Origin of the sequence: Halorubrum sp. Atlit-28R (assembly GCF_003665955.1) — an archaeon.
Lineage (GTDB): Archaea > Halobacteriota > Halobacteria > Halobacteriales > Haloferacaceae > Halorubrum > Halorubrum tropicale.
The window spans coordinates 66,361-90,625 of record NZ_QPLS01000009.1 but is presented as its reverse complement, the minus strand read 5'-3'; the positions used below and the strand labels follow the sequence as shown (position 1 = coordinate 90,625).

Genomic DNA, 24,265 nt, shown 5'->3' with positions numbered 1-24,265 from the left:
ATGAAGGCCATCAAGGACAGCGTTCACGGCCACGTCAGGCTCGGCGACCTCGCGACCGACCTCGTGGACACGCCGGCGTTCCAGCGGCTGCGACACATCAAACAGCTGTCCACGGTCCGGCTCGTCTACCCCTCCGCGAACCACACGCGGTTCGAGCACAGCCTCGGCGTCTACCACCTCGCGCGCCGCGCGGTCGAGGGGTTCGACCTCGACGCCGACACCGCGGCGCACGTCCGCGCGGCGGCGCTGCTCCACGACGTGGGCCACGGGCCGTACGGCCACCAGACCGAGGGGATCATCCGGCGCGCGACCGGCCGCGACCACGACGACGTCGCGTGGCTCCTCACCGACGCGGACCGCGAGGTCTGTCGGGTCCTCGAACGGAACGGGCTCGACCCCGAGCGCGTCGCCGCGCTGATCGACGGCGAGGGCGCGCTCGGCCCCCTCGTTTCCGGGGAGCTCGACGTGGACCGGATGGACTACCTCGTGCGCGACGCCCACCACACAGGGGTCCCGTACGGCACCGTCGACACCGGGCGGCTCGTCACCGAGCTCCGGCTGATCGGCGGCGACGGCCCCGGCGAGTCCGCCGACTTCGTCTTGGCCGAGGGGAACGTCGCCACCGCCGAGAGCCTGCTCGTCGCGCGGTCGCTGATGAACGCCGTCGTCTACCGCCACCACGTCTCCCGGGTCGCCGGCGCGATGCTGGAGCGCGCCTGCGAGCGGTACCTCGACCGCACGGGGACCGAGGTGGAGGCGTTCCGCGAGATGGCCGACCACGACCTCCTCGTCGAGCTCCGCGACCGGGTTCCGGCGCTCGGCGAGCGCATCGAGCGCCGCGACCTCTACAAGCGCGCGGTCTGGGCGGGGATCGACGAGGTGCCCGCGGGAACGGTCGACGCCGGCCGCGCCGAGGAGCGGGCGGCCGAGCGCGAGATCGCCGACGCCGTCGGGATCGACCGCGACGCGGTGATCGTCGACATCCCCTCGCGTCCGACGCTCAAGGAGTCCGGCTCCGCCGTCGTCGTCGACGGCGTCCCGCAGCGGCTGGAGGACGCCTCCGAACTCGTCGCCGGGCTCCGCGCCGCCGAGCGCCGCCGCTGGACGCTCGGCGTCTACTGCCCGGCCGAGCGCGTCGAGCCGGTCGCCGACGCGGCGCGGGACGTGCTCGGACTCCGGGCCGCCGGGCGACCCTCCGCCTGACCGCCGCGTGCGGGGCGGCCGGGGCGCCCGACCGACGGCGCCCGCCGCGGCCTCACTCTCCGCCCGATCCCGGGACCGCCAACACCGGCCGGTCCGCGTTCAACACCAGCGCCTGCGTCGTGCTGCCGAAGACGGCCTTCCCGGCCGGGCTCCGCTTCCGGCCCGACGCGCAGATGAGGTCGGCGTCGACGTCGTCCGCGGCCGCGAGGAGCTCCTCGCTCGGGTCGCCGCTGGCCTCGTAGTGGACGCAGTTGACGCCGGCGGCTTCGAGGGTCTCTCGGGCGCGTCGCACGGTCCCGAGCTGGTGGACCGAGGCGCCCTCCGGGTTGTCCTGGAAGACGTGACAGAGGTGTGCGGTCACATCGTCGGGGGCGCCCGGCAGCCCGACGATGGCCTCGGCCTGTGCGCGCGTCCGCTGCTCGTCGTCGAGTCCGACCGCGACTAACACGTCGTACATACGCGACGGTTCACGCGGTCGGGTAATAAATCGCGCCACGGATTCGCGGCCACCGAAACCGGGTCCGGCGAGGCCGCGACGGCGTCGCGGAGACTCACAGCCTTTTATCGGAGGCCGTCGAAGGCGAACGCATGATCACGGTCAAGGACACCGTCCACGACCACATCGAGATCGACGGTGTCGCCGCGGACCTCGTCGACACGCCCGCAGTCCAGCGGCTCCGGCACGTCAAACAGCTCGGGACGGTCCAGCTCGTCTACCCCTCCGCGAACCACACGCGGTTCGAGCACAGCCTCGGCGTCTACCACCTCGCGAGCCGCGCGCTCGACCACCTCCGGATCGAGGGGACCCGCGCCGACCGCATCGAGGCGGCGGCGATGCTCCACGACGTGGGGCACGGGCCGTTCAGCCACAACCTCGAATCGCTCACGCACCGCCGGACCGGGAAGTACCACGACGACGTCGACGAGCTGCTCGCGACCGGCGCGGTCGGCGACGTGCTGCGCGACCACGATCTCGACCCGGACCGGATCGCCGGGATCGTCGCCGGCGAGGGGCCGTACGCCGGGCTCGTCTCCGGGGAGCTCGACGTGGACCGGATGGACTACCTCGTGCGCGACGCCTACCACACCGGCGTCCCCTACGGCACCATCGACACCGAGCGGTTCGTCCGCGAGCTGACGTTCGTCGAGCGCGACGAGATCGCCGACGAGGGCGGGGCCGACCGCGACGGGCCGGAGCTCGTCTTGGACGAGGGGAACGTCCAGACCGCCGAGAGCCTGCTTTTGGCCCGCGCGCTGATGAACCCGGTCGTCTACACCCACCACGTCGCGCGCATCTCGAAGGCGATGCTGCGCCGCGCCGCGAGCGAGCTGCTCGACGCGACCGCGACGACGGCCGCCGAACTGCGCCGGATGGACGACCACGACTTCCTCGCCGCGATCCGCGACTGCCGCGCGACCGCCGAGCTGTCGCGTCGGTACGACGAGCGCGACCTCTACAAGCTGGCGGTGTGGGCCGAGTACGACGACGTTCCCGACCGCGTCCACGAGGCGGACCACGCCGCGGAGACCGCCCTCGAACGCGAGATCGCCGCGGAGGCGGGCGTCGCCCGCGACCACGTGATCCTCGACGTGCCCCCGGAGCCGACGATGCGCGAGTCCACCGCGCGCGTCACCGTCAACGGGGAGATCCGACGCCTCGAACGCCAGTCGCCGCTCGTCTCCGCGCTCCGGACCGCGCAGCGCAACCAGTGGCGCCTCGGCGTGTACGCCCCCGAGCCGGCGACCGACCGCGTCGGTCGCGCGGCCGCTGATGTCCTCGCCCTCGACCCCGACGGGCTCGTGACCGAGGTGCGCGGCGCGATGCCGACGACGCTCGACGAGTTCGAGTGAGGGGTATCCGCCCGCCGGGCGACGTGTCGCCGTGACCGACGCGCACCGCGAGAACCGGCGGCCCCGGAACGAGTGAATCGCCCCGTTTCAGGCGCTGCTGAACGCCGAGACCGACACCGACGCGCCCCTGAACCCGCACCCGTGACGTTTTATGCCCGGGCTGGCGAGCCCCCGGTATGCACCTGGAGGGGACGGTCCTCGTCGGTAGCGACTTCGAGCCGGTCGAGGGTCGGGTCGTCGTCGCGGACGGCGAGATCGTCCGGGTCGAGGAGGCGTCGGTCGAGAGCGACCGGGTGATCCTCCCGGCGTTCGTGAACGCCCACACCCACGTCGGCGACTCGATCGCCAAGGAGGCGGGCGAGGGCCTCTCGCTCGACGAGCTGGTCGCGCCGCCGGACGGGCTGAAACACCGGCTCCTCCGTGCGGCCGACCGCGAGGAGAAGGTCGCCGCGATGGCGCGCACGCTGCGGTACATGGAGGCGACGGGAACCGGCACGTTCCTGGAGTTCCGTGAAGGGGGCGTCGAGGGCGTGCGCGCCCTGCGGGACGCGCTCGCCGGCGAGGGGGTCCCGTTCGGCGGCCGCGCGATCGACGCCGTCGTCTTCGGCCGCGACGACCCCGACGTGCTCTCGGTCGCCGACGGGTACGGCGCCTCGGGCGCCCGCGACGCCGACTTCGACGCGGTCCGGGCGGCGGCGCGCGACGCCGGCAAGCCCTTCGGGATCCACGCCGGCGAGCGCGACGCCGCAGACGTCAACCCCGCGATGGACCTCGACCCCGACTTCCTCGTCCACATGGTCCACGCCGAGCCGATCCACCTCGAACGCCTCGCCGACCGCGGGACCCCGGTCGTCGTCTGCCCGCGCTCGAACCTCGTGACGAACGTCGGCGTGCCGCCGATCCGCGAGCTGGCGGAGCGCACCACCGTCGCGCTCGGCACCGACAACGTGATGACCGACTCGCCGTCGATGTTCCGCGAGATGGAGTTCGCGGCGAAGCTCGCCGACCTCCCCGCCCGCGAAGTGCTGCGGATGGCGACGGTCAACGGCGCCGAGATAGCCGGGCTGAACCGCGGCGTGATCGAGCCCGGCGCCGACGCCGACCTCCTCGTTCTCGACGGCGACTCGGACAACCTCGCCGGCGCGCGCGACCTCGTCCGCGCCGTCGTCAGGCGCGCGGGACAGGCCGACGTCTCGCGGGTCGTGATCGGCGGCGAGACGGTCGTCCCGCGCGGGGACTGAGTCGCCCGCCCGAACGCCGTCCGCCCGCCGCTTTCCCCGCCGCCTTCCACCGCCGCTTTCCCCCGCCGCCTTCCCTCGCCGACGGAGTGAAACCGTTCCCGCCCGTGATCCATCCTATGACGACGCTCTCGCTGCTCGCCGGCCTCGCGCTCGGGCCGGTAGTCGGACTCGCCGCGACGCTCGCGATGGACCCGGTGATGGCGCGGCTGCCCGAGGGGACGACGGCGCCGAAGGTCGCCGCGGGCGTGCTCACCGACACGCCCGTCGACGACGCGCCCGAGCGCTTGGCGACGTGGGTCCACTACGTCGCCGGGGCCGGTTCGGGGCTGCTGTTCGTCGGCCTCGTCTCGGCGATTCAGGCGGCGCTCGGCCTCGGAGTCGGCGTCGCGCTCGCGGTCGCCGGCGTCGCGCAGTTCGCCCTCATGGTCGGCTTCTTCGCGCTCGTCCCGCTCCCCCGCGCCCCGGGGCTCCCGCGCCAGCGGCTCGGCCCGATCCGGCGCGACTGGGCCGCTTCCGCGGCGGCGTACGTCCTCGTCGCCGCCGTCGCCGTCGGCGTCGCGACCGCGGTCTGACGCCGCGTCGACGGCGGGCCAGCTCCGGCTCCGCGAGTAAAGCGCGCCCGGAGAGAAACGGTTTTGTCGCTGGCTCCGGCCCGATCCGGTATGCACGCCATCACTCGATCCGGCTGGATCGAGGTCATCTCCGGGTCGATGTTCTCGGGCAAGACCGAGGAGCTGCTCCGCCGGCTCCGGCGCTCCGAGATCGCCGGGCAGTCGGTCGCCGTCTACACGCCCGCGGTCGACGACCGCTACGGCGAGGCGACGATCGGCAGCCACACGGGCCGCCAGTGGGAGGCGACGGTCGTCGACAACGAGGGCGACGGCCCCCTCGACATCCTCGACGACGACCCGGCCGAGGTCGTCGCGATCGACGAGGCGAACTTCTTCTCGGACGCGCTCGTCGAGGTCTGTAACGCGCTCGCGGACCGCGGCAGCCGCGTGATCGTCTCCGGCACCGACCAGACGTTCCGCGGCGAGCCGTTCGACCCGGTTCCGCAGCTCATGGCGACCGCCGAGTACGTCGACAAGCTCCAGGCCATCTGCTCGGTCTGCGGCGAGCCCGCCTCCCGGAACCAGCGGCTCATCGAGGGCGAGCCCGCCCACGCCGACGACCCGACGATCCTCGTCGGCGCGGAGGAGTCCTACGAGGCGCGGTGTCGCGACTGCCACGTGCTGCTGACCGGCGACCGGCCCGAGGAGGAGCGGCCGTTCGAGAGCGCCGAGGCCGACTCCACGAACGACTGAGCCCGGCCCGGACGCTGGCGTCGACCGACGCCGCCCGCCGTCTCACTCCGGCCGTTTCGCCCGCCGGTAGGCCCAGAGGTGGCCGTCGCCGCCCGGCAGGTCGATCGGTCGGTACGTCCGGATCAGCGCCGTCCCGTCGGCGAGCGCCAGCCGCTCGTCGTTCACCGGGACCCCGGCGTCGACGACGCGCTCGATCCGCGCGACGAACTCCCCGGGTCGGCGAACTCCCCGCTCAGGTCGGCGGCGAGCTCCCGGCAGTCGAGCCCGGTGGCGTCCTCCGGGTCGCCGTCGAGGCCGAACAGGTCGAAGAGCCGCTGATTCACGCGTATCACCCGCCTGTCGGCGTCCTCGACGAGCATCCCCACGGGGAGCGCGTCGAGGGCGGTCGACAGCACGGCGTTCGTCCGTTCGATCTCGCGTTTGCGCGCCGTCTCCTCGGTCACGTCCTCGAACTGGGAGAACACGCCTATCACCGCCCCGTCGGCGTCGGTCACCACCTGGTTGTGCCACGCGCAGCGGATCCGCTGGCCGTCGCCGCGAACGTTCTCGTTGACGCTCTGGTACCCGCCCTTGTCCGAGAGGAGGTCGCGTTCGAGCGCGGCGACGTGTCGGCGCTCGGACGCGGGCACGAACGGGAGCCACGTCCCGCCGAGGAGCTCCGACTCGTCGTAGCCGAGGATCTCCTCCGCGGCGGGGTTCGTCCGGACGATCCGGAAGTCGGCGTCGTACTCGATCGTCCCCAGCGGCGACTGGTCGATGAACCGCGAGAGCCGCTCTTCGCTCTCGGCGAGCGCGACCCGCGACCGGTGCTGGTCGACCGCGTTGCGGACCCGGTTGGCCAGCACCTCGTACTGGTCGTTCCCGCCGCGCTTCTGGATGTAGTCCGTCGCGCCGGCCGAGATGGCCTCGCTCGCTATCTCCTCGCTCCCCTTCCCGGTGAACAGCACGAAGGGGATCTCGATCCCGCGGTCTCGGACCCGCTGGAGGAGCTCCAGGCCGTCGGCCTGCGGCATGTCGTAGTCGGAGACGACGCAGTCGATCGCCTCGTGGTCGAGCGTCGCTAAGGCGTCGTCCACGTCGGTCTCGGAGGTCACCGCGAACGCCTCGTCGATCCGTTCGAGGTAGGTCGCGGTCAGGTCGAGGTAGGCCGGGTCGTCGTCGACGTGGAGCACGCGGAGGCTCGACGCGTCCGCCGACCGGGCGTCCGAAGCTGGCCTCGACATGACAACTCATACCCCGACCGGTCAAATATACGTTCGGGTAGCCCGACCCGCGCCGCCGGCGGGCTACCGGCTCACGCTTCGTCCGCGTCGCTGCCGTTCGCGTCACCGCCCGTCGCGTCGTCGCCACCGTCCGCACCGTCGTCCTCCGCGGTCGCGAGGCGGAACAGCCCCACGAGCGCGCCGGCCGCCACCAGCGTTCCCTCGACCTTCGCGGCCGCGTACACCCACTCGCGCGGCTCCGCCTCGCCGGCGTTCCGGTAGAGCGCGCGCGTCCACAGCGCGACGGCGCGCCGCGGGGCGACGGCTTCGAGCAGTCCGCCGATTCCGGCCACCAACAGCAGTAGCGCTTTCATGCCGGTGCTTCGACGCCGGTCCTGAAAAGCGGACCGGGGGACCGGCCCGTCCGGTGTGATCCGACCGCTCAGTCGTCGGTCACCCGTTCGGCCGCGTCGAGGTAGCGACGGCAGGTCGCGGCCGCCCACTCGCGGACCGCGGGGTCGTCCGTCCACAGTAGCGCGGCGACCCCCGCGTCGTCGACCAGTCCGACGACGGCGCGGTCGTCGCCGAGCGCCACCGCGACCGGCGAGTCGCCGTCGTGTCGGTACGCGTCGACGCCGCGGTCGGCGAGCGCGCGCCGGACTACCGGCCCCGTCGCTCCGGCGAGTCGGTCGGCCGCGGCGCCGGTGAACACGACGCGGGCCTCTCGCGGCGCGACCGCGTCGGGTTCGGTGTCGGTCGCGCCGTCGCCCCCGTCGTCTCCCGCCGCCAGCGCCGCGTTCAGCCGACGGGCGAGGTCGGCCTCGAACCGCGGGACGACGGCGACGACGCTCTCGGACTCGCCGACGAGGGCGGCCAGTCGCCCGGCGGGGGTCCCGATGTCGCCGCTGACCGCGCCCTCGCCGGCCGGTCCGCTCTCGGTCGCCTCGTCGTCCGCAGATGCGCGTCCGCGTTCGAGGGTGTCGACTCGCTCGTCGAGGCGCTCGGGGTCGACGTCGACGGCGCGCGCCACGAGCGACCGGAGGGCGGCCGCGGGCGACGCGGGGTCGCCGTCGCTCACGGGCCCTTCTCGCCCGCGGCCGCGGAGTCGCCCGCGGCGTCGTCTGCGCCCGCCGAGTCGCGCTCGTCCCCCGGCCATCGGGCGGGCGCGTCGGGTCGCGGCGGATACGACTGCCGGCCGCCGGTCGACTTCCGCGCCAAGAGCCGCGCCGTCGCGCGGCGGCGGTCGCCGGGGCGCTCCGTCGTCGTCTCGTCGTAGTAGCGCACGCTCAGCCCGAGTCCGGCGCGGAGCAGTTCGTTCGCCGCGAAGCGGTAGCGGTCGTCGCTCGGCCCCGACGGCGACGGCTCCGCCGAGCGGAGGTGGCCCTCGACGAAGAGGTACCCGCCGGGCGAGAGCGACGCGACGAGGTCGGCGAAGCGGTCGAGGGTGTGGAAGTAGCTCATCGTGACGAGGTCGTACGCCTCCGCCGGGAGTTCGTGCGTCGTCGCGTCCGCCGCTATCGTCTCGATCCGGTCGGCGACGCCGCGTTCGGCGGCGCGCTCGCGGACGATCCGGAGCCCCGCCGCCGAGGCGTCGAGCGCGTCGACGTCGTAGCCGCGGTCCGCGAGGAACACCGCGTTCCGGCCGGTGCCGGCGGCGACGTCGAGCGCGCGACCGCCGGGCAGCGACGGCTCGTATGCGCGAAGCACGGGAGACGGCGCCGGCGCCCGGGGGTACTCCCCCGACGCGAAGCGCTCGTCCCAGTCGGTGTCGGTCACGGTCGCCGTTCGACGCGCCGGGGCGTAAACCTCAGGGGCGCCTCGCTCGGAGTGGCCCGTATGGACGACGCGACGGACCCCGCCGAGCGCCTGAACGCGCTCCTCGCCGACCGCGACGAGACGCTCGCGACCGCGGAGTCGCTCACGGGCGGCCTCGTCGGCTCGCGAGTGACGGACGCCCCGGGCGCGAGCGCCTACTTCGACCGCGGCTTCGTGACGTACACCTACGACGCCAAGCGCGAGCTGCTCGGCGTCTCACGCGAGTCGCTCGACGCGCACGGCGCCGTGAGCGAGCCGGTGGTCCGCGAGATGGCGGCGGGCGCCCGCGACCGGGCGGACGCGGACTGGGCGGTCGCGACGACCGGCATCGCCGGACCGACGGGCGGGACCGACGAGAAACCGGTCGGGCTCGTCTACTTCGGCGTCGCGCACGCCGCGCCGTGGGGCACCGGGGAGTCGTTCGTGCGAACCGAGCGGGCCGTCCTCGACGGCGACCGCGACGCGGTGAAGCGGGGCGCCGCCGAGCGGGCGCTCGACGCCCTCGTCCGGGTCATCGAGGACGTCGACGGGTGAGGATGCGACCGGTCGGCCCGCCCGACCCGCGTCACCACCTGCGTTTATCAGGAAACGGCGCGTACTGCCGGCATGATCGAGCGCGTACTCGTGGCGATGGACGGCTCAGACCTCTCCGAGCGCGCGCTCCGGTACGCGCTCGACGGCCACCCCGACGCCGAGATAACCGTGCTGACAGTGGTCGGCGGCGCGTCGCCGATGATGGGACAGGCCGCGGGGATCGCGCTGTCGGACGACGGCGAGGACGGGGTCCGCGAGGCCGCCGCACCGGTGTTCGAACGGGCGCGGGAGATCGCAGCCGAGTACGACGCGACCGTCGAGACGGCCGTGGAGACGGGCCGCCCCGCGCGGCAGATAATCGACCGGGCCGAGGAGTTCGACGTGGTCGTCTTGGGCACCCACAGCGGGTCGCTGGCCGACCGCCTGTTCGTCGGCAACGTGGCGAAGACGGTGTTCCAGCGGTCGCCGGTGCCGGTCACGGTCGTGCGGTGAGTCGGCGGACTTCGGTCGCGATCCGTGCGCCCGCCCGCGGTCAGTCGATGTACGCGTTCCCGATGACCGCGACGACCAGCGCGGCGATCACGATCCACGTGAGGGGCTCGACCGCGAGAAGTCGGATCGGGCGCGCGGCCGACTCCCCGAAGCCGAAGAGGACGCCGCCCGCGAACGCGATCGCGACCACGAGCGCGCCGACGATCCCGGCCACGCCGAGCAGCGCGCGATCCGACGAGTCCATACCCGACGTGTGCGTCGGGGCTACTTAAGAAATGCCCGCGGATGGTCGCGACGGGGTCGAAGCCAGGGCAGGGATTTGAACCCCGGAAGTCTCGATTACAAGTCGAGTGCATGAACCACCCATGCTCCCCTGGCGCGTGCGGTCGTACTCGGTCCTCCTATGAGTGCGTGTCGCTTTCCGCGAACCCGGCCGGGGTCAGCCGCTTTCGTCGGTCGGAGCCGCGCCCTCACCGTCATGCGACTCGGCCTCGGTGTCGGGCGGCTCGGCCTCGGCGTCGCCCAGCGACTTCGTCAGTTCGACCCGGTGGAGGTCGTAGCCGCGCGCCGCGTAGAACGCCCGGGCGCGGTCGTTGTCGGCGAGCGCCTCCAGTGCCACGTGTTCGGCGCCCGCCTCGGCGAGTTCGCGCTCCGCCGTGTCGAGCAGCGCCGCGCCGATCCCCTCCCCGCGGCGCTCCGGGACCACGTAGAGGTTGCTGACGGTCCCGCGGACGGCGTCGCGCTCGTAGTCGCCGCGTTCGAGCGAGAAGCCGACGAAGCCGACCGGATCGGATGTTCCGTCTCCTCCCCCCTCCGTCTCCGCCCCGGGAGGCGGAGCGCGAGCGACGAACAGCTCGCCCGTGACGACCGACTGTGCGACCCACTCGCGGACGGTCGCGCGGTTCGCCTCGGCGCGGAGCGTGGCGCCGTGCTCCCGCTGGCCGGCCGCGAGCGAGACCCACATGTCGGTGACGGCGTCGACGTCGTCGGCGGTCGCCGGCTCGACCCGCGCGTCCGACTCGCCCATGCGCACGCCTTCGGCTCGCGGCGTGTTGAGGCTGCCGGCCGGCGGCTCGCTCGCCTCGGTGCGGGCTCAGATCTCGCGGCAGTTCGGGCAGACGGCCTGCCCGTTCGCGGTGACGAGGTCGGGGACGAGCGCGCCGCAGTTCTCGCAGACGCCCTGGGTCGATCCCCCGTCCGCGCCGCCGGTCGCGTCGGCGCCGCCGTCGGTGTCGGCGGTCTCGTCCCGCGTCGCGACCGCCGCACGCTCCGCCGCCTCGGGGTCCATCGTCGCCTCGGCGCGCCGCTCCGCGTCGGTGTCCGCGGCGGCCGCGGTCGACAGCACCGCTCCGTCGGGCCCGGGCTCGCCCGCCGCGGGCTCCTCGCCGAAGGCCTCGGTGCCGGTGCCCGTCCGCGGCGCGCCCGCGGCGAGCGCGTCGCCGTCCGTGACGACGCCGACGGCCTCCCCGTCCGCCACCGCGACGACGCGGTCCGCCCCCTCCGCGACGAGGCGCTCCTCGACCGCCGCCAGCGAGTCGTCGGGTGCCACCGCCGGCAGCGGCGGGCCCATCACGTCGGCGACGGTGAGGTCGGCAGGGGCCGGACCGTCGTCCGATCCGGCGGTCGTCGCGTCCAGCAGCGCGTCGAGCGCGTCGCGGGACTCCAGGCGTCCGACCGGCTCGCCGCCGCGCACGACGACCAGACAGTTCGTCTCCTCGTCGACCAGCAGCGCGGCCGCGTCCGGGAGCGAGTCCGACTCGCTGACGCCGAGGAACTCGCGGTGCATCACGTCACGAACCGTGGTGTCTGTTCGCATACGACTCGGATCCGCTCCGACCGGCTAAAAGGTGCCCCCGGTAGCGTTTTATCCGCGCCGATCGTACTGTTTTGATCGGTTCCCACACCGGGCGCCGGACGTGCGACGCGCGGCGGCCCCCGGTGCGTGCGCAGCGGTGACGGGGACCGCACGCGGCGAGGAAAGGGAGCGTTCAAACCCTCCGGCGTTCGAACGGCGATATGGCCATTCCCTCGTTCGTGATCGGGATCGCGGGCGGGACGGGCGCCGGGAAGACGACGGTCTCCCGGCTCGTCACCCGCGACCTCGGCGACAGCGTCACCCGGATCCCGCTGGACAACTACTACGAGGACCTCTCGCACCTCGAGTTCGAGGAGCGTCAGGAGGTCAACTACGACCACCCCTCGGCGTTCGAGTGGGAGCTGCTCAGGGAGCACTTGGAGGCGCTCTTGGAGGGCCAGTCCGTCGAGATGCCCCAGTACGACTTCGAGGTCCACAACCGCAAAGACGAGCGCGTCACCGTCGAGCCGACCGACGTAATCGTCTTGGAGGGAATCTTAGCGCTGTACGACGAGGAGATAAACGACATGATGGACCTCCGGCTGTTCGTCGAGACCGACGCCGACGTGCGAATTCTCCGTCGGATTCGGCGAGACGTGATCGAGCGCGGCCGCGACCTGGAGGGCGTCATCGACCAGTACCTCTCGACGGTGAAGCCGATGCACGAGCAGTTCATCGAGCCCTCGAAGAAGCACGCCGACGTGATCATTCCGGAGGGCGCCAACAGCGTCGCCGTGAACCTCTTAGAGGAGAAGCTCCGCGCCGAGGTCGAGGGCGACGCCGTCCGGAGCTGGGAGCGCGGCAGCCTCGAACAGGAGCTCGGCGAGAAGCGCTCGCTGGACGTCGACGGCGACGATTAATCGCGGGCGGTTCTCTCAGGTTACGGACCCGACGGCGCAGTCGTGGTGACCACCTCCAAAGCCCCAGTCGCGAGGGCGGCGCACGCTCGCTGCGGTCCTCAGTCGGTCGCTCCGCTCCCTCCTTGCGGTCCTTACGTCGTCATCAGAACGCTTTGCGTTCTGATTGGCTCACGAGAGCGGAGCTCTCGTGAACGCCTGCGCCGCCCTCGCGACTGCCCCTTTGAGTCCCCCCGAACCGCACCTCACGCCTCCCCAGCCTCGCGGCTCCCTTCGCTTCGCTCCGGTCGCCGCGTCCCTCGCGCGTGCTCCTCGCGCCCTATCGGGCGCTCGTCGGCACGCGCCGCCGCATCGTCTTTCATAAAAATTGTACCAGCCGCTCACAGGAATTTAAATATCCCCTCCCGACCGTTCCGGCTTATCGCCGCCGGCTCGCCACCCGCTCCTCGGCGGTCTCGGCGCTGACGAGCTCGTACAGCGTCGCCCGCCCGCCGTCCTCCTTCGGGCGAAGCACGCGGCCGAGCCGCTGGGTGAACTCGCGCTCGCTGCCCGAGCCGGAGAGCAGGACCGCCACGTTCGCGTCGGGCACGTCGACTCCCTCGTCGAGGACGTTGGCGGCGACGACCCGGCTGTAGGTGCCGTCGCGGAAGCGCTCTAAGATCTCGCGGCGCTCCTTGGCGCCCGTCTCGGCGGTGATCGCGGGCAGGAGGAAGCGCTCGGAGAGGCGGTAAACGAGGTCGGTGTGGGCCGTGAACACGATGACGCGGTCGTCGCGGTGGCGCTCCAATATCTCGGCGAGCCGCTCGACCTTGCGGTCGGCGTTCATCATGATCTCGCGGGCGTCCTGCTTCGCGAGCAGGGCCTCGCGGGCCGCGGGGTCGTTGCCCGAGCGCTTGACGAGCTCCTGGTAGTCGCTGCCGCTCGAGAACGTGATGCCGGCGTCGCGCACGTACTCGACGAAGGTGCCTTGCCTCTCGTCGTATCGCTCGCGCTCTTCCGCCGTCAGCTCAACCTCGATCCGCCGGATGTCGTAGGGCGCGAGGTGGTTGCCCGCCAGGTCGTCCACGTCGAGCGCGTAGACGCGCTCGCCGACCAGGTCGGCGACGACCTCGTGAGCCCCGTCCGGGCGCTCGAAGGTGGCGGTGAGGCCGAGCCGCGCGGGCGCGGCGAGGAGGCGGGCGGCGTCGCGGTACCCCTCGCCGCCCAAGTGGTGGACCTCGTCGAAGACGACGAACTCGAAGGCGTCGCCGACGCCGTCGGCCTTCAGGTACGCCGAGTCGTACGTCGACACCGTGATCGCCTCCCGGCGCTGCTCGCCGCCGCCGAACCGACCGATCGGGGCGTCGAACTCCCGTTCGAGTTCGCGCTGCCACTGGTCGAGGAGGTCGACGGTGGGGACGACCACGAGCGTCGGGACGCCCAGGTCGACCATCGCGCGGACCGCGATCACGGTCTTTCCCGCCCCGGTCGGGAGTTCTATCACGCCGCGGTCGTCCGCCTCGCGCCACGCGTCCAACGCCTCGCGCTGGTACTCGCGGAGGTCGTAGTCCGTCGCGAGCGCGTCCGGCAGCTCCGCCTCGCTCGCCGCGCGGTCGCTCGCGTCGAGGACGCGGTCGTCGACCGAGACGCCGGCCACCCGGAGCGCCCGCCGGAGTTCGGCGTAGCGGTGCGCGGGCGCCCGCCCCGTCCCGGTCCGGGGGTCGGTCTCGACCCCCGGGAGCGGCGGGAGCGCGTCGGGCGCGAGGTCGGCGTCCGCGTCGATCCGGACCGTGCCGTCCTCGTAGGTCAGCCGGACGTCCATCGCCCGGAGTTGCCGACCGACTTACAAAGGCCCACCGCCTCGCCCCGGTATGCGCGCGGACGAACTCGACCCGGACCTCGCCGCGGCGATCGACGAGATCGAGTCGCTGGGCCTGCCCGCGTGGAGCGACCTCTCCGTCGCGGCCGCCCGCGACCTCGAGGACGACCTGTTCTCCGGACCGCCCGAGCCGCCGGTGGCCGAGGTCCGCGACCTGGCGTTCGACGGCCCGCACGGGGAGGTGCCGGTGCGGGCGTACCGGCCGGGGACCGCGCTCGACGCGGCCGACGGCGAGCCGGGCCGCACCCTCGTCCACTTCCACGGGGGCGGGTGGACGCTCGGGACGCTCGACTCGGTCGACGGGATCTGCCGCGAGCTCGCCGTCCGCGCCGACGCCGTCGTCGTCTCCGTCGACTACCGCCTCGCCCCGGAACATCCCTTCCCGGTCGCGGTCGACGAGGCGGCCGCGGCGGTCGGGTGGGTCGCGGAGGCCGCCGACGCGCTCGGCGTCGACCCCGCTCGGCTCGGCGTCTCTGGCACCAGCGCGGGCGGCGCGCTCGCGGTCGCCGCGTCGCTTCGCGCTCGGGAGTTCGACGAGCCGCCGACCCCCACCGGCCAGTTCCTGCTCTATCCGATCGCCGGCCACGACTTCGAGACGGACTCCTACCGGGAGAACGCCGACGGCCCCCTCCTCACCCGCGCGGACATGCGGTGGTTCTACGAGCAGTACCTCCGGAGCCCGGTCGACGCCGCGAACCCCTACGCGGTGCCGCTCCGGGCGGCCCACCTCGGCGACCTGCCCCCCGCGACGGTCGTCACCGCCGGGTTCGACCCCCTGCGCGACGACGGCGCCGCGCTCGCGGAGCGGTTCGGGCGCGAGGGGACCGCGGTCGAGCACCGTCACTACCCGGCGATGGCGCACGGGTTCTGTAGCCTCGCCGACCGCGTGCCGACCGCGGAGGCGGCGCTGTCCGCGGTCGCCGAGGACGTGCGAGAACGGTTGTGAGGCGGCCGCGGGGCCCGGGTTCCGCTCCCGAGCCCCGGGCGCCGACTCCGGTCAGGCGTCCACGGTCGTCTTCACGATGCTCACGGGCGCGGTCGACTGCCGGGAGACGCGCTCGGTGACGGAGCCGAGCATCCGTCGGTAGCCGCCGGAGCGCGTCTTCGACCCCATCACCGTGAGGTCCACGTCCGCCTCGTCGACGTACCGGAGGATCTCCTCGTGGGGGACGCCGTACCGCAGCGCGGTGACGGTCTCGACGTCGGCCTCGTTCGCGCGGGACGCGACCGCGTCGAGCGCCTCGCGGCCGCTCTCTTCGAGTGTCTCCTCGGCGCCCTCGGCGCCGTCGACGAACTCGTCGCCGGAGTAGGCGTTCACCACGTCGCTGTCGACCACGTAGAGGACGTGAAGCGTCGCGTCGTAGCGGTCGGCGGCGTCTATCGCGTGGTCGGTCGCGCGGTCGACGCCGACGCTGCCGTCGGTCGGGAGGAGCACGTTGTCGTACATACGCGACGGTTCGACGGGCGAGCGAATAAATCGGTCGCCCGTTCCCGGCGGCCGGTTCAGTCGGCGGCCGCCGGCGCCGCCGTCCGACCGGTTCCCGAACGGTTAACACGCTGTGCGCCCGCCGAAGTCCCATGACAGAGGCCGCGGACCGGATCTTCGTGAACGGAGAGGTACACACGCTCGCGGACCCGGACGACGGCGGCGACGAGGTCGCGGAGGCCGTCGCCGTGCGCGACGGTGCGGTCGTCAGGACCGGGCGGACCCACGACGTGGAGCTGCTCGCGGGCGTCGACACCGACGTGGTCGACCTCGGCGGGCGCGTGCTCCTCCCCGGGTTCGTCGACGCGCACACCCACCTGACGACCGTGGGGCGGTACCTCGTCCACGCGGACCTCTCCGCGGCCGACTCCCCCGGAGCGGCCGTCGACCTGCTCGCGGAGCGCGCGGCGGAAGTGGAACGGGAGGAGAGCGGCGGCGAGGCGGCCGGCGGGGGCGACGAGGCGGCCGGCGGGGGCGGCGAGGCGAGCGACGGCGGCGGGACCGGCGAGTGGGTGTTGGGCTACGGCTACGACGAGTCGACCTGGGACGAGTCGCGCTACCTGACCCGCGCGGACCTCGACCGCGTCTCGGCCGAGCGTCCGGTCGCGGCGTTCCGCGAGGACATGCACGTCGCGGCGGTCAACGGTGTCGCGCTCGACCGCTTCGCGGAGGTGCTCGCCGACGCGCCCGACGGGACGGTGCCGACCGACGGCGACGGCGAGCCGACCGGGGTCCTCCTCGAGGCCGCCATCGATCCGATCTACCGTGCGGTCGAGCCGGACCGCGAGGAGACGCGCGCTGTCGTCGAGGCCGCGCTCGACCAGTGCGCCGAGCGCGGGATCACCGGCTTCCACGACATGGTCCGCGACTCGCACGCCCCGCGGGTCTACCGCGACCTCGACGCGGCCGGCGAACTCACCGCCCGCGTCCGGATCAACTACTGGAGCGACCACCTCGACGCGGTGCGGGAGGTCGGCCTCGCCACGAACGCGGGGAGCGAGTTCGTCGAGACCGGCGCGATCAAGTCCTACACGGACGGGAGCCTCGGCGGTCGGACGGCCCGCCTCTCGGCGCCGTACGCGGACGCGCCCGACGAGACCGGGCAGTGGGTCGTCGCCCCCGAGGAGCTGGACGAGGCGGTCGCGGCCGCGACCGAGGCGGGCTTCCAGTTCACCGCCCACGCCATCGGCGACGAGGCGGTCGACGCCGTGCTGGACGCCTACGAGGACGCCTCTGGGACCGACGCGGGCGAGGCGCGCCACCGGATCGAACACGTCGAACTGGCCGACGACGACGCGATAGCGCGGCTCGCGGAGACCGGCGTCGTCGCGAGTGTCCAGCCGAACTTCCTGAAGTGGGCGGGCGAGGGCGGCCTCTACGAGGAGCGACTGGGACCCGAGCGCACCGCCGAGACGAACCGCTACCGCGACATGCTCGACGCGGGGGTCGAGCTCGCCTTCGGCTCCGACGGGATGCCGATGGACCCGCTCGTCGGCGTCCACCACGCGGTCACCGCCCCGACAGAGCCCCAGCGGCTCACGGTCACCGAGGCGCTGCGCGCGTACACGAGCGGCGCCGCCTACGCCGGCTTCGACGAGGACCGACTCGGGACGATCGAACCCGGGAAGCGGGCCGACCTCGTCGCGCTCGACGACTCGCCGTGGGAGGCGTCCGACGCCATCGACGACATCGACGTCGCCCTGACGGTCGTCGACGGCGAGGTCGTGTTCGACGACCGGTGAGCCGGCGGCAGGGGAGGTCGGCGGCCGTCGAACCGGGAAACCCGCAATCGCTGCCAGAAAACAGTAGTTATTAATCGTGTAGTTCTAACGCGCCACTATGGCAGAGATAGCCATCGAGTACGCCGAGGGGAACCGCCTCCGGTCGGAGGCGGAGACCGCCCGACGGCTCATCGACGCGTACCTCGGCGACCGCCCCGACGTCGACCGCGTCACGCTCGCTCCCTCCGGAGAGTCCGTCTTCTGTGTCAGCGTCGAAGGCGACCGTATCTGGTGTACCGACCCCCGCGAGTGGATCGACGCGATGGAGGCGGTGACGGCCGCGCGGAAACGCCTCTCGGAGGTCTCGTAACGCTCCCGTCCGTCACTCGCTCGACTCGTCCTCGCGGGCCGCCGCGCGCGCGAACACGAACTCCCGCAGCAGTTTGCCCGCCACCGCCGCCGCCTGCCCGTCGTCGCGGTCGTTCACCTCGACGACGTCGAACCCGTCGGCCCGGGGCGCGACGGCGCGCACGATGTCCCGGACTTCGCGCGGTTCGAGTCCGAACGGCTCCATCGTTCCGGTTCCGGGGGCGTACCCCGGGTCGAGCCCGTCGACGTCGACGGAGCAGTAGACCGACTCGTCCGCGAAGGCGTCGCCGTCGAGGGCGTCGAGCCATTTGCGGGCATCCTCGGGCGCGACGACCTCCACGTCGGCGTCGGCCGCGCGGTCCCACTCCGCCTCGGAGCCGGTCCGGGCGCCGACGATCACCGCGCGGTCCACGCCGAGGTCGTCGAGACAGCGGCGCGTGACGCAGGCGTGGTTCCACGGGGTCCCGTCGTACGCCTCGCGGAGGTCGAGGTGCGCGTCGACGACGACGAGGGCGTCGGGTTCCACCGCGTCGACGCCGGCGTATGTGACCGTGTGCTCGCCGCCGAGGAGGAGGGGGACGGCGCCGTCGTAGACGACGCTCCGCAGTTCGGCGGCGAGGTGGTCGAGGTACGCCGGCACGTCGTCCCAGGGACGCACGTCGCCGGCGTCGTGGACGCCCAGCGCGGAGAAGCGGCTGTCCGTGCGGCGGTCGTAGTCGTCGTACGTCTCGGCGAATCGCCGGACCCGGTCCGGTCCGAACCGGGCGCCCGGCTGAAAAGTGGTCGTGGCGTCGAGCGGAGCGCCGACGACCACGTGGGAAGCAGCTTCGCGGTCGGTCGTCGCCCCGGGGAACATGCCGACTACCCGATGATCTTCCGTTGGCCCTCGTAGTCGAGGTACTCGATGTTGTCGTCCGAGGTGAAGTCCTCGCCCTCGGGGATACGCATCGTGAACGTGTCGTAGGTGTCTAAGTCCATCACCTGGACCTCGTCACCGCTGACGTTGACGACCTGTCCCTGCTTGCGCTCGATGATCGGGACCCACACCTTCGCGTCGACCGGCTGCGAGAGCGAGCGCTTCTTGTCGTCGAAGACGCCCTTCCCCTCGACGCGTGCCTTCGCGCTGCCGTGTTTTCCGGGTTTAGCGGTGCTGTAGTGGTTGATCTTACAGGGCGCGTCGTCCATCATCACGTAGCTGCCCTCCTGGAGTTCGCGAACCTGCTTCTGCTCTCGCGGCATGAACGCCATTTCCCGCGGGGCGGGTATAAACGGTTTGGAACCGCGGCGCTGCCGGAATCGGTCCGGCGGCCGAGGCCGTTCCGAGGGCCCGGACCGGACGATCCGGCTGCTCCCGCGGAGGGGAAACACTCAACAGGAGCCGAGTTGGATCGCCGGGCGTGTCCCCGATCGCTCCCCCCTCGTCGGACGCACCGACCTCGACCGCCGCTATCGGCGACGCCGCGACCCCGAGCGTCGCCTCCGCCGACCCGGCCGCGATCCCCCTGAGCGGCGACGGGCTCGTGCTCGCCGGCGCGGTGATCTCGGCCGGAGTCGCGCTCCTCGCCGGCGTCGTCGCGTACGTCCTCCGCTCGTCCGACGACCGGGTCGACCACGTCGCCGACGCGCTCGGCGGCGACCTGCCCGCGCCCACCGACGCGCCGCTCCGCGAGGGGGCCGACGCGCCGTCGTCCACCGGCCTTCACGAGGTCGCCGAACACGACGACGGCGACCCGGTGTACGTCCCCGTGGTCCGGGTCCCGCTCGCGACGGCCGATCCCGGGACGGACGGCGTCTACCGCCACGCCGCCCGCGCCGCCGCGGCGCTGCACGACGAGTTCGGCGACGCCCACGTGCGCGGCTACGACGTGGAGTTCGGCCTCGACGACGGGTCGATCGGCGACGTCGGCCGGACGGTGAAACGCGTCGCCGTCACGCCGGAGCTCGCGGAGCGGCTCCGCGACCCGGACTACGATCACCGCGACCTCCGGAGCGACGTCGAGGCCGGCGACGACGGCGACCCCGGCGTCCCCCCGGTCGACTGGGGCGACGCGGTGAACTACGCGAGCGGAAGCGGGTCGGCCGGGGCCGGCGGCGCGGCGGCGGCGGCCGCGGCGACGTAGGGCGCCCCGATCGCGGAAAAAAGCGGTCTACGGGTCGAGCTCGTCGACGTACTCCTCCGGCTCCTCGTCGTCGTCGTCGACGTTCCCGTCCGGCGGGACGAACTGTCCCGTGTACAGGTAGCTGACGAGGAACATGACGACGAAGCCGACGCCGACCGCGGCCGTCGTCCGCACGACGAACGGGAATTCGACGAAGTAGAGCGCGCGGTCGGCGATCGCGATGGCGACGGCCGCGGTCACCAGGATCTTCTGCTCGTCGGTCGGGTCGCGGACGAGCCCGACCACGTCGTCCTTGAGGTCGCCGAGCAGGCCCATCAGGCGTCACCTCCGCTCGTCGCGGCCGCGTCGGACGCCGCCGCACGCTCCTCGATCACGCGGCTCACGCGGTCGAGCCCGTCTGCTAACTCCTCAGTGGGGAGCCCGAACCCGATCCGGAACCGGCCCGGGAAGCCGAACAGGTTCCCGGGCGCGAGGACGACGCTCGCCTCGTCGACGACCGTCCGGCAGAACGCCTCCGCGTCCTCGAACCCGTCGGGGACCGTAACGAACGCGTTGACGCCGACCGGGTCGAGCCAGTCGAGGCCGTGCTCGTCGACCCAGTCCGCGACCCGATCGCGGTGGTCCGCCGCCAGCTCGCGGTTCTCGGTCAAGATGCGGTCCTCGCGCGCGCCGAGCGCCTGCTTCGCGACGTGTTGGCCGAACAGGCTCGGCGAGATGGTCGTGTAGTCCTTCCACTGCCACGCGCGCTCGACGACGGGCTCCGGGCCGGCGATCCAGCCGAACCGCAGCCCGGCGAGCCCGTACGCTTTCGTCAGGCTCGTGGTCGAGATCCCGTGCGCGCCGTAGCTCGCGACCGGCGGCTGCGGCTCGTCGGCGAGCAGGCGGTACACCTCGTCGCAGAGCAGGTAGGCGTCGCGCTCGACCGCGACGTCGTACACCGCTCGCATCGCCGCCTCGTCGTGGTACTGTCCGGTGGGGTTGTTCGGGTTGTTGACGACGATCACGGCGGTGTCGTCTCGCGCGGCGTCGGCGACCGCGCCGGGGTCCAGCTCCCACTCCGGCGGCTCCAACTCGACGCGGGTCACGTCCCCGAAGGCGTCCGGCACGGCGTGGAGCGCCTGGTACGTGGGCGTGACGACGACGGCGTGGGTGCCGGAGCCGACGCCGGTCTCCCCGCCCTCCCCGTCGACGGCGGTCTCGTCGCCGAGCAGCGAGAGGAACGTCAGGAAGTTCGCCTCCTGGGTGCCGCACGTGAAGAGGACCTCGTCGGCGGACCGGTCGTAGCGGTCGCCGACGGACGCCCGGAACTCGGGGTCGCCGTTCGTCGGGATGACGTAGCCGAGCTTCCCCGGGTCGAGGTCGAACCGACTCGCGTCGAGCGACCGGACGCCGCTCTCGGCCAGCATGATGTCGGCCTCGTGTTCGTGCTCCGCGAACCAGCGTTCGAGGCCGAACGGGTCGATGCGCATGGGCGTCCTCGGGGAGGCGCGAGGTTAGGTGCTGTGGTCTCGGGCGCCCGGTACGGGTTCGAGGCGGGCCGCGACCACCACAACGACTTTCCTCGCCGATCGCGACAATGTGTCATGGTTCTCAACCGGCAGCGGCTGTTGGCCGCCCTGTTCGTCGCCCTGGCGACGCTCGCGGCGGCCGTGCTGGCGGAGGTGCTGCGGACGGTCGTCTTCGCGGTCACCGTCGCGTACGTCCTGTACCCCCTCCGGCAGCGGCTCGTCGGCCGGGGACTCCCACGCCGGATCGCCTGCGGCGTCGCCACCGCGGTCGCCTTCCTCGGCGCCACGCTCCTCGTGGCGCCGCTCCTGTACGCGCTGTACCGGCGCCGGGCGGAGCTGATCGCCATCCTCGAAGGGATCCCAGACGTCGTCCCGATCAGCGTCGGCGACTTCGAGACGGCGATCGAGGTCGCGCCGTACGTCGCGGCCGCCGAGGCCTTCGTCCGCGACGTCGCGCTCGCGCTGGCGGGCGCGGCGCCCGTCCTCGTCTTGGAGCTCGTCGTGTTCACCTTCCTCGTGTACGGCATCCTCTACCGGCCGGGAGCGGTCGGCGCCGCCGTCTTCGGCGTCCTGCCGCCGGAATACCACGACGTCCCCGCTCGGCTCCACGAGCGGACGCGACAGACGCTGTACTCGATCTACGTGCTTCAGGCGGCGACGGCGGCGGCGACGTTCCTCCTCGCGCTCGTGGTGTTCCGCGTCCTCGGCTACGGCTCGCCGGTCCTGCTGGCCGTGATCGCCGGCATCCTCCAGTTCATCCCCGTGGTCGGCCCGAGCGTCCTCATCGTCGCTCTCGGCACCGGCGACGTACTCGTCGGTCAGCCCGGGCGAGCGATCGCCGTGCTGGTGATCGGCCTCGTCGTCGTCGCCTTCGTCCCCGACGCGGTGATCCGGACCCGACTTGCCGGCTGGACCGGGAAGATATCCCCGGGGCTGTACTTCGTCGGCTTCGTCGGCGGCATCCTCACGCTCGGCGCGGTCGGGGTCATCGTCGGCCCCCTCGTCGTCTCGCTGCTGCTCGAGGTGATCGACATGCTCACCGAACACGGCGCCACGGGGTCCGTCGCGCACGAACCCCGCTCCGTCGCGCAGGAGGCCGGCCCCGTCGAGGGGCGCGAGGACTCGTCGGACTGACCGGCGCCCGATCCACCTCCCCCTCTCCGCCGCCGGTACCGCTTTCCCTCCGCCGACCGTCGTCACGGTATCCGATGCCCCCGACGGATCTCCCCACCGCGGTCGGCGACGCCCCGACGCTCGCTTCGCGACGCCTCGACGACCTCCCCGAGCGCGTGGCCCGCTCGCGGCCGGCGGACGGCGACGACGCCATCGACGTGTTCGCCCCGGCGACCGGCGAGCGGATCGGGCGCGTGCCGGCCTGCGACGCGGACGACGTGGCGGCCGCCGTCGAGCGCGCGCGAGACGCGCAGGCCGAGTGGGCCGAGACGCCCGCGGCGGAGCGCGCCCGGGTCGTCGACCGGTTCGGCGACCTCGTCGCGGACCGCCGCGAGGAGCTCCTCGACCTGCTCCAGCTCGAGACGGGCAAGTCCCGGCGCACCGCCGTCGAGGAGCTGTTCGACGTGCCGACTGGTTGCGCGTACGTCGCGAGCGAGGCGCCGGACGCGCTGGCCGAGGAGCGCCGCCGGGGGGTCGCGCCCGGGATCACGACCGCGACGGTCACCCGCGAGCCGGTCGGCGTCGTCGGGGTCATCTCGCCGTGGAACTACCCGCTCACCCTCTCGATGGCGGACGCGATCCCCGCGCTGGCCGCCGGCAACGCGGTCGTGCTCAAGCCCGACGAGAAGACGCCGTTCGGGGCCCTCCTGCTCTCCGAACTGCTGGAGGTCGCCGGCCTCCCGGCGGACCTGCTCCAGGTGGTCACCGGCGAGGGGCCGCGGGTCGGGCCGCCGCTGATCGACGCGGTCGACTACGTCGCGTTCACCGGCAGCACGGCGACCGGGCGGACGATCGCGGAGCGCGCGGGGCGGAACCTGATCGGCTGTTCGCTGGAGCTCGGCGGCAACAACCCGCTCGTCGTCCTCGGCGACGCCGACGTCGAGGAGGCCGCCCGCGGCGCGGTCCAGGCCTGCTTCTCGAACGCGGGCCAGCTCTGCCTCTCCGCCGAGCGGATCTACGTCGTCGAGTCCGCGTACGACGCCTTCCTCGACGCGTTCGTTCGCGAGACGGAGGCGGTGACGCTCGGCACGGGGTACGACTACGACGCCGACCTCGGGTCGCTCGTCGACGCCGACCAGCTGGCCCGGGTCGAATCGCACGTCGAGGACGCCCGCGAGCGCGGCGCGACCGTCGAGACCGGCGGCCGCGCGCGGCCCGACGTGGGACCCTCCTGCTACGAGCCCACCATACTGACCGGCGTTGAGCCCGACGCGACCGTCGCCTGCGAGGAGACCTTCGGACCCGTCGCCGCGGTGACGCCGGTTCCGGACGCCGACGCGGCGATAGCGGCCGCGAACGACTCCCCCTACGGGCTCAACGCGAGCGTCTGGACCGCGGACCGCGAGCGCGGCGCCGAGATCGCCCGCGAGATCGACTGCGGCACGGTGAACGTCAACGACGCGTTCCTCGCCACGTGGGGCGCGAACGACGCGCCGATGGGGGGGTTCGGCGACTCCGGGCTCGGTCGGCGACACGGGCCGGAGGGGATCCGGCGCTACACGGAGACGCGGACGGTGGGCGTCTCGCGGGTCGGCCCGCTGACGTTCCCGGACCGGATCCCGACCGACTGGTTCGTCCGCGGCGCGTTCGCGGCGATGGGGGTCGGGCGGCGAGCGAGCCGCGCGGTCGACGCGGTCAGACGGCGCTTCTCGCGCCGCTGAGGGAGCGCGTCGAGC

Annotated in this window: 27 protein-coding genes, 1 tRNA gene and 1 pseudogene; 14 read left to right on the top strand and 15 right to left on the bottom strand. The window is 73.0% G+C overall.

Going from position 1 to position 24,265, the window contains the following annotated elements; genetic code table 11:
- Positions 1–1,203, top strand: a complete 1,203-nt coding sequence (locus DVK06_RS13620) for an HD domain-containing protein (RefSeq protein ID WP_121600656.1) — start codon at positions 1–3, stop codon at positions 1,201–1,203.
- 52 nt (positions 1,204–1,255) lie between these two features.
- Here DVK06_RS13620 and DVK06_RS13615 read toward each other — a convergent pair whose 3' ends face one another.
- On the bottom strand, positions 1,256–1,660 hold the full coding sequence (locus tag DVK06_RS13615) for a universal stress protein (protein ID WP_121600655.1): 405 nt from the start codon (positions 1,658–1,660) through the stop codon (positions 1,256–1,258).
- 131 nt (positions 1,661–1,791) lie between these two features.
- Between DVK06_RS13615 and DVK06_RS13610 the strand changes: the two genes are divergently transcribed.
- The 4 genes from DVK06_RS13610 to DVK06_RS13595 all read left to right on the top strand — a co-directional run bounded on the left by DVK06_RS13610 (position 1,792) and on the right by DVK06_RS13595 (position 5,599).
- Positions 1,792–3,054: an HD domain-containing protein gene (locus DVK06_RS13610; RefSeq protein ID WP_121600654.1), complete on the top strand. Its 1,263-nt coding sequence runs from the start codon at positions 1,792–1,794 to the stop codon at positions 3,052–3,054.
- Between the two features lie 176 nt (positions 3,055–3,230).
- Positions 3,231–4,295 carry an amidohydrolase family protein gene (locus DVK06_RS13605; protein ID WP_121600653.1) on the top strand — a complete coding sequence of 355 codons (1,065 nt, stop codon included), beginning with the start codon at positions 3,231–3,233 and terminating at the stop codon, positions 4,293–4,295.
- Positions 4,296–4,411: 116 nt separating this feature from the next.
- Positions 4,412–4,867 (top strand): hypothetical protein, encoded by a 456-nt coding sequence (locus DVK06_RS13600; RefSeq protein WP_053772649.1) that lies wholly within the window; start codon positions 4,412–4,414, stop codon positions 4,865–4,867.
- A gap of 90 nt (positions 4,868–4,957) precedes the next feature.
- Entirely contained in the window at positions 4,958–5,599 is a 642-nt protein-coding gene (locus DVK06_RS13595) for a thymidine kinase (RefSeq protein ID WP_053772648.1), read from the top strand.
- A gap of 42 nt (positions 5,600–5,641) precedes the next feature.
- Here the strand turns inward: DVK06_RS13595 and DVK06_RS13590 are convergent.
- From DVK06_RS13590 to DVK06_RS13575, 4 genes and pseudogenes are all read right to left on the bottom strand, one after another.
- Positions 5,642–6,822, bottom strand: a pseudogene (locus DVK06_RS13590) (PAS domain S-box protein).
- Between the two features lie 71 nt (positions 6,823–6,893).
- The gene (locus DVK06_RS13585) at positions 6,894–7,175 is read right to left on the bottom strand and encodes a hypothetical protein (RefSeq protein ID WP_121600652.1); all 282 of its coding nucleotides are present in this window, start codon (positions 7,173–7,175) and stop codon (positions 6,894–6,896) included.
- Positions 7,176–7,243: 68 nt separating this feature from the next.
- Positions 7,244–7,879, bottom strand: coding sequence for a hypothetical protein (locus DVK06_RS13580; RefSeq protein ID WP_053772645.1), 636 nt, complete (start codon positions 7,877–7,879; stop codon positions 7,244–7,246).
- A complete protein-coding gene (locus DVK06_RS13575; RefSeq protein ID WP_121600651.1) occupies positions 7,876–8,577 on the bottom strand; it encodes a bifunctional 2-polyprenyl-6-hydroxyphenol methylase/3-demethylubiquinol 3-O-methyltransferase UbiG in 702 nt (233 codons plus the stop codon). Before DVK06_RS13575 ends, DVK06_RS13580 begins: the two co-directional genes overlap by 4 nt.
- 60 nt (positions 8,578–8,637) lie before the next feature.
- Here DVK06_RS13575 and DVK06_RS13570 point away from each other — a divergent pair, with 60 nt between their 5' ends.
- Together DVK06_RS13570 and DVK06_RS13565 are read left to right on the top strand one after the other, a co-directional pair.
- The gene (locus DVK06_RS13570) at positions 8,638–9,150 is read left to right on the top strand and encodes a CinA family protein (protein WP_121600650.1); all 513 of its coding nucleotides are present in this window, start codon (positions 8,638–8,640) and stop codon (positions 9,148–9,150) included.
- 72 nt (positions 9,151–9,222) lie between these two features.
- Positions 9,223–9,642 (top strand): universal stress protein, encoded by a 420-nt coding sequence (locus DVK06_RS13565; protein WP_053772642.1) that lies wholly within the window; start codon positions 9,223–9,225, stop codon positions 9,640–9,642.
- 40 nt (positions 9,643–9,682) lie between these two features.
- On the opposite strand, the gene DVK06_RS13560 is transcribed toward DVK06_RS13565, so the two are convergent.
- The 4 genes from DVK06_RS13560 to DVK06_RS13545 all read right to left on the bottom strand — a co-directional run bounded on the left by DVK06_RS13560 (position 9,683) and on the right by DVK06_RS13545 (position 11,458).
- Positions 9,683–9,886, bottom strand: coding sequence for a hypothetical protein (locus DVK06_RS13560; protein ID WP_121600649.1), 204 nt, complete (start codon positions 9,884–9,886; stop codon positions 9,683–9,685).
- A gap of 60 nt (positions 9,887–9,946) precedes the next feature.
- A tRNA-Thr gene (locus tag DVK06_RS13555) sits at positions 9,947–10,020 on the bottom strand.
- Between the two features lie 61 nt (positions 10,021–10,081).
- Positions 10,082–10,669, bottom strand: coding sequence for a GNAT family N-acetyltransferase (locus DVK06_RS13550; protein WP_121600648.1), 588 nt, complete (start codon positions 10,667–10,669; stop codon positions 10,082–10,084).
- Between the two features lie 66 nt (positions 10,670–10,735).
- A complete protein-coding gene (locus DVK06_RS13545; protein WP_121600647.1) occupies positions 10,736–11,458 on the bottom strand; it encodes a cyclic nucleotide-binding/CBS domain-containing protein in 723 nt (240 codons plus the stop codon).
- Positions 11,459–11,658: 200 nt separating this feature from the next.
- Between DVK06_RS13545 and udk the strand changes: the two genes are divergently transcribed.
- The gene (udk, locus tag DVK06_RS13540; RefSeq protein ID WP_053772638.1) at positions 11,659–12,357 is read left to right on the top strand and encodes a uridine kinase; all 699 of its coding nucleotides are present in this window, start codon (positions 11,659–11,661) and stop codon (positions 12,355–12,357) included.
- A 415-nt stretch (positions 12,358–12,772) separates the two neighbouring features.
- Here udk and DVK06_RS13535 read toward each other — a convergent pair whose 3' ends face one another.
- Positions 12,773–14,155, bottom strand: coding sequence for a DEAD/DEAH box helicase family protein (locus tag DVK06_RS13535; RefSeq protein WP_121600646.1), 1,383 nt, complete (start codon positions 14,153–14,155; stop codon positions 12,773–12,775).
- Positions 14,156–14,204: 49 nt separating this feature from the next.
- Between DVK06_RS13535 and DVK06_RS13530 the strand changes: the two genes are divergently transcribed.
- Positions 14,205–15,158 carry an alpha/beta hydrolase gene (locus tag DVK06_RS13530; protein ID WP_121600645.1) on the top strand — a complete coding sequence of 318 codons (954 nt, stop codon included), beginning with the start codon at positions 14,205–14,207 and terminating at the stop codon, positions 15,156–15,158.
- Positions 15,159–15,209: 51 nt separating this feature from the next.
- Here DVK06_RS13530 and DVK06_RS13525 read toward each other — a convergent pair whose 3' ends face one another.
- A complete protein-coding gene (locus tag DVK06_RS13525) occupies positions 15,210–15,659 on the bottom strand; it encodes a universal stress protein (RefSeq protein ID WP_053772635.1) in 450 nt (149 codons plus the stop codon).
- 131 nt (positions 15,660–15,790) lie between these two features.
- Here DVK06_RS13525 and DVK06_RS13520 point away from each other — a divergent pair, with 131 nt between their 5' ends.
- Both DVK06_RS13520 and DVK06_RS13515 read left to right on the top strand, forming a co-directional pair.
- Positions 15,791–17,440, top strand: a complete 1,650-nt coding sequence (locus DVK06_RS13520; RefSeq protein WP_121600644.1) for an amidohydrolase — start codon at positions 15,791–15,793, stop codon at positions 17,438–17,440.
- Between the two features lie 97 nt (positions 17,441–17,537).
- A complete protein-coding gene (locus DVK06_RS13515) occupies positions 17,538–17,789 on the top strand; it encodes a hypothetical protein (protein ID WP_053772633.1) in 252 nt (83 codons plus the stop codon).
- A 12-nt stretch (positions 17,790–17,801) separates the two neighbouring features.
- On the opposite strand, the gene speB is transcribed toward DVK06_RS13515, so the two are convergent.
- Together speB and DVK06_RS13505 are read right to left on the bottom strand one after the other, a co-directional pair.
- Positions 17,802–18,644 carry an agmatinase gene (gene speB / locus DVK06_RS13510; RefSeq protein WP_121600643.1) on the bottom strand — a complete coding sequence of 281 codons (843 nt, stop codon included), beginning with the start codon at positions 18,642–18,644 and terminating at the stop codon, positions 17,802–17,804.
- A 5-nt stretch (positions 18,645–18,649) separates the two neighbouring features.
- Positions 18,650–19,027: a translation initiation factor IF-5A gene (locus DVK06_RS13505; RefSeq protein WP_017344606.1), complete on the bottom strand. Its 378-nt coding sequence runs from the start codon at positions 19,025–19,027 to the stop codon at positions 18,650–18,652.
- A gap of 158 nt (positions 19,028–19,185) precedes the next feature.
- Between DVK06_RS13505 and DVK06_RS13500 the strand changes: the two genes are divergently transcribed.
- Positions 19,186–19,908 carry a hypothetical protein gene (locus tag DVK06_RS13500; protein WP_233561728.1) on the top strand — a complete coding sequence of 241 codons (723 nt, stop codon included), beginning with the start codon at positions 19,186–19,188 and terminating at the stop codon, positions 19,906–19,908.
- Positions 19,909–19,935: 27 nt separating this feature from the next.
- Here the strand turns inward: DVK06_RS13500 and DVK06_RS13495 are convergent, their stop codons facing one another.
- Positions 19,936–20,223 carry a hypothetical protein gene (locus DVK06_RS13495; protein WP_121600642.1) on the bottom strand — a complete coding sequence of 96 codons (288 nt, stop codon included), beginning with the start codon at positions 20,221–20,223 and terminating at the stop codon, positions 19,936–19,938.
- Complete coding sequence (locus tag DVK06_RS13490) at positions 20,223–21,377, bottom strand: aminotransferase class I/II-fold pyridoxal phosphate-dependent enzyme (RefSeq protein WP_121600641.1); 1,155 nt, start codon at positions 21,375–21,377, stop codon at positions 20,223–20,225. Before DVK06_RS13490 ends, DVK06_RS13495 begins: the two co-directional genes overlap by 1 nt.
- A 114-nt stretch (positions 21,378–21,491) precedes the next feature.
- On the opposite strand from DVK06_RS13490, the gene DVK06_RS13485 reads away from it, so the two are divergent.
- Together DVK06_RS13485 and DVK06_RS13480 are read left to right on the top strand one after the other, a co-directional pair.
- Positions 21,492–22,550: an AI-2E family transporter gene (locus tag DVK06_RS13485; protein ID WP_121600640.1), complete on the top strand. Its 1,059-nt coding sequence runs from the start codon at positions 21,492–21,494 to the stop codon at positions 22,548–22,550.
- A gap of 74 nt (positions 22,551–22,624) precedes the next feature.
- A complete protein-coding gene (locus tag DVK06_RS13480; RefSeq protein ID WP_121600639.1) occupies positions 22,625–24,250 on the top strand; it encodes a succinic semialdehyde dehydrogenase in 1,626 nt (541 codons plus the stop codon).
- Positions 24,251–24,265 lie beyond the last annotated feature (15 nt).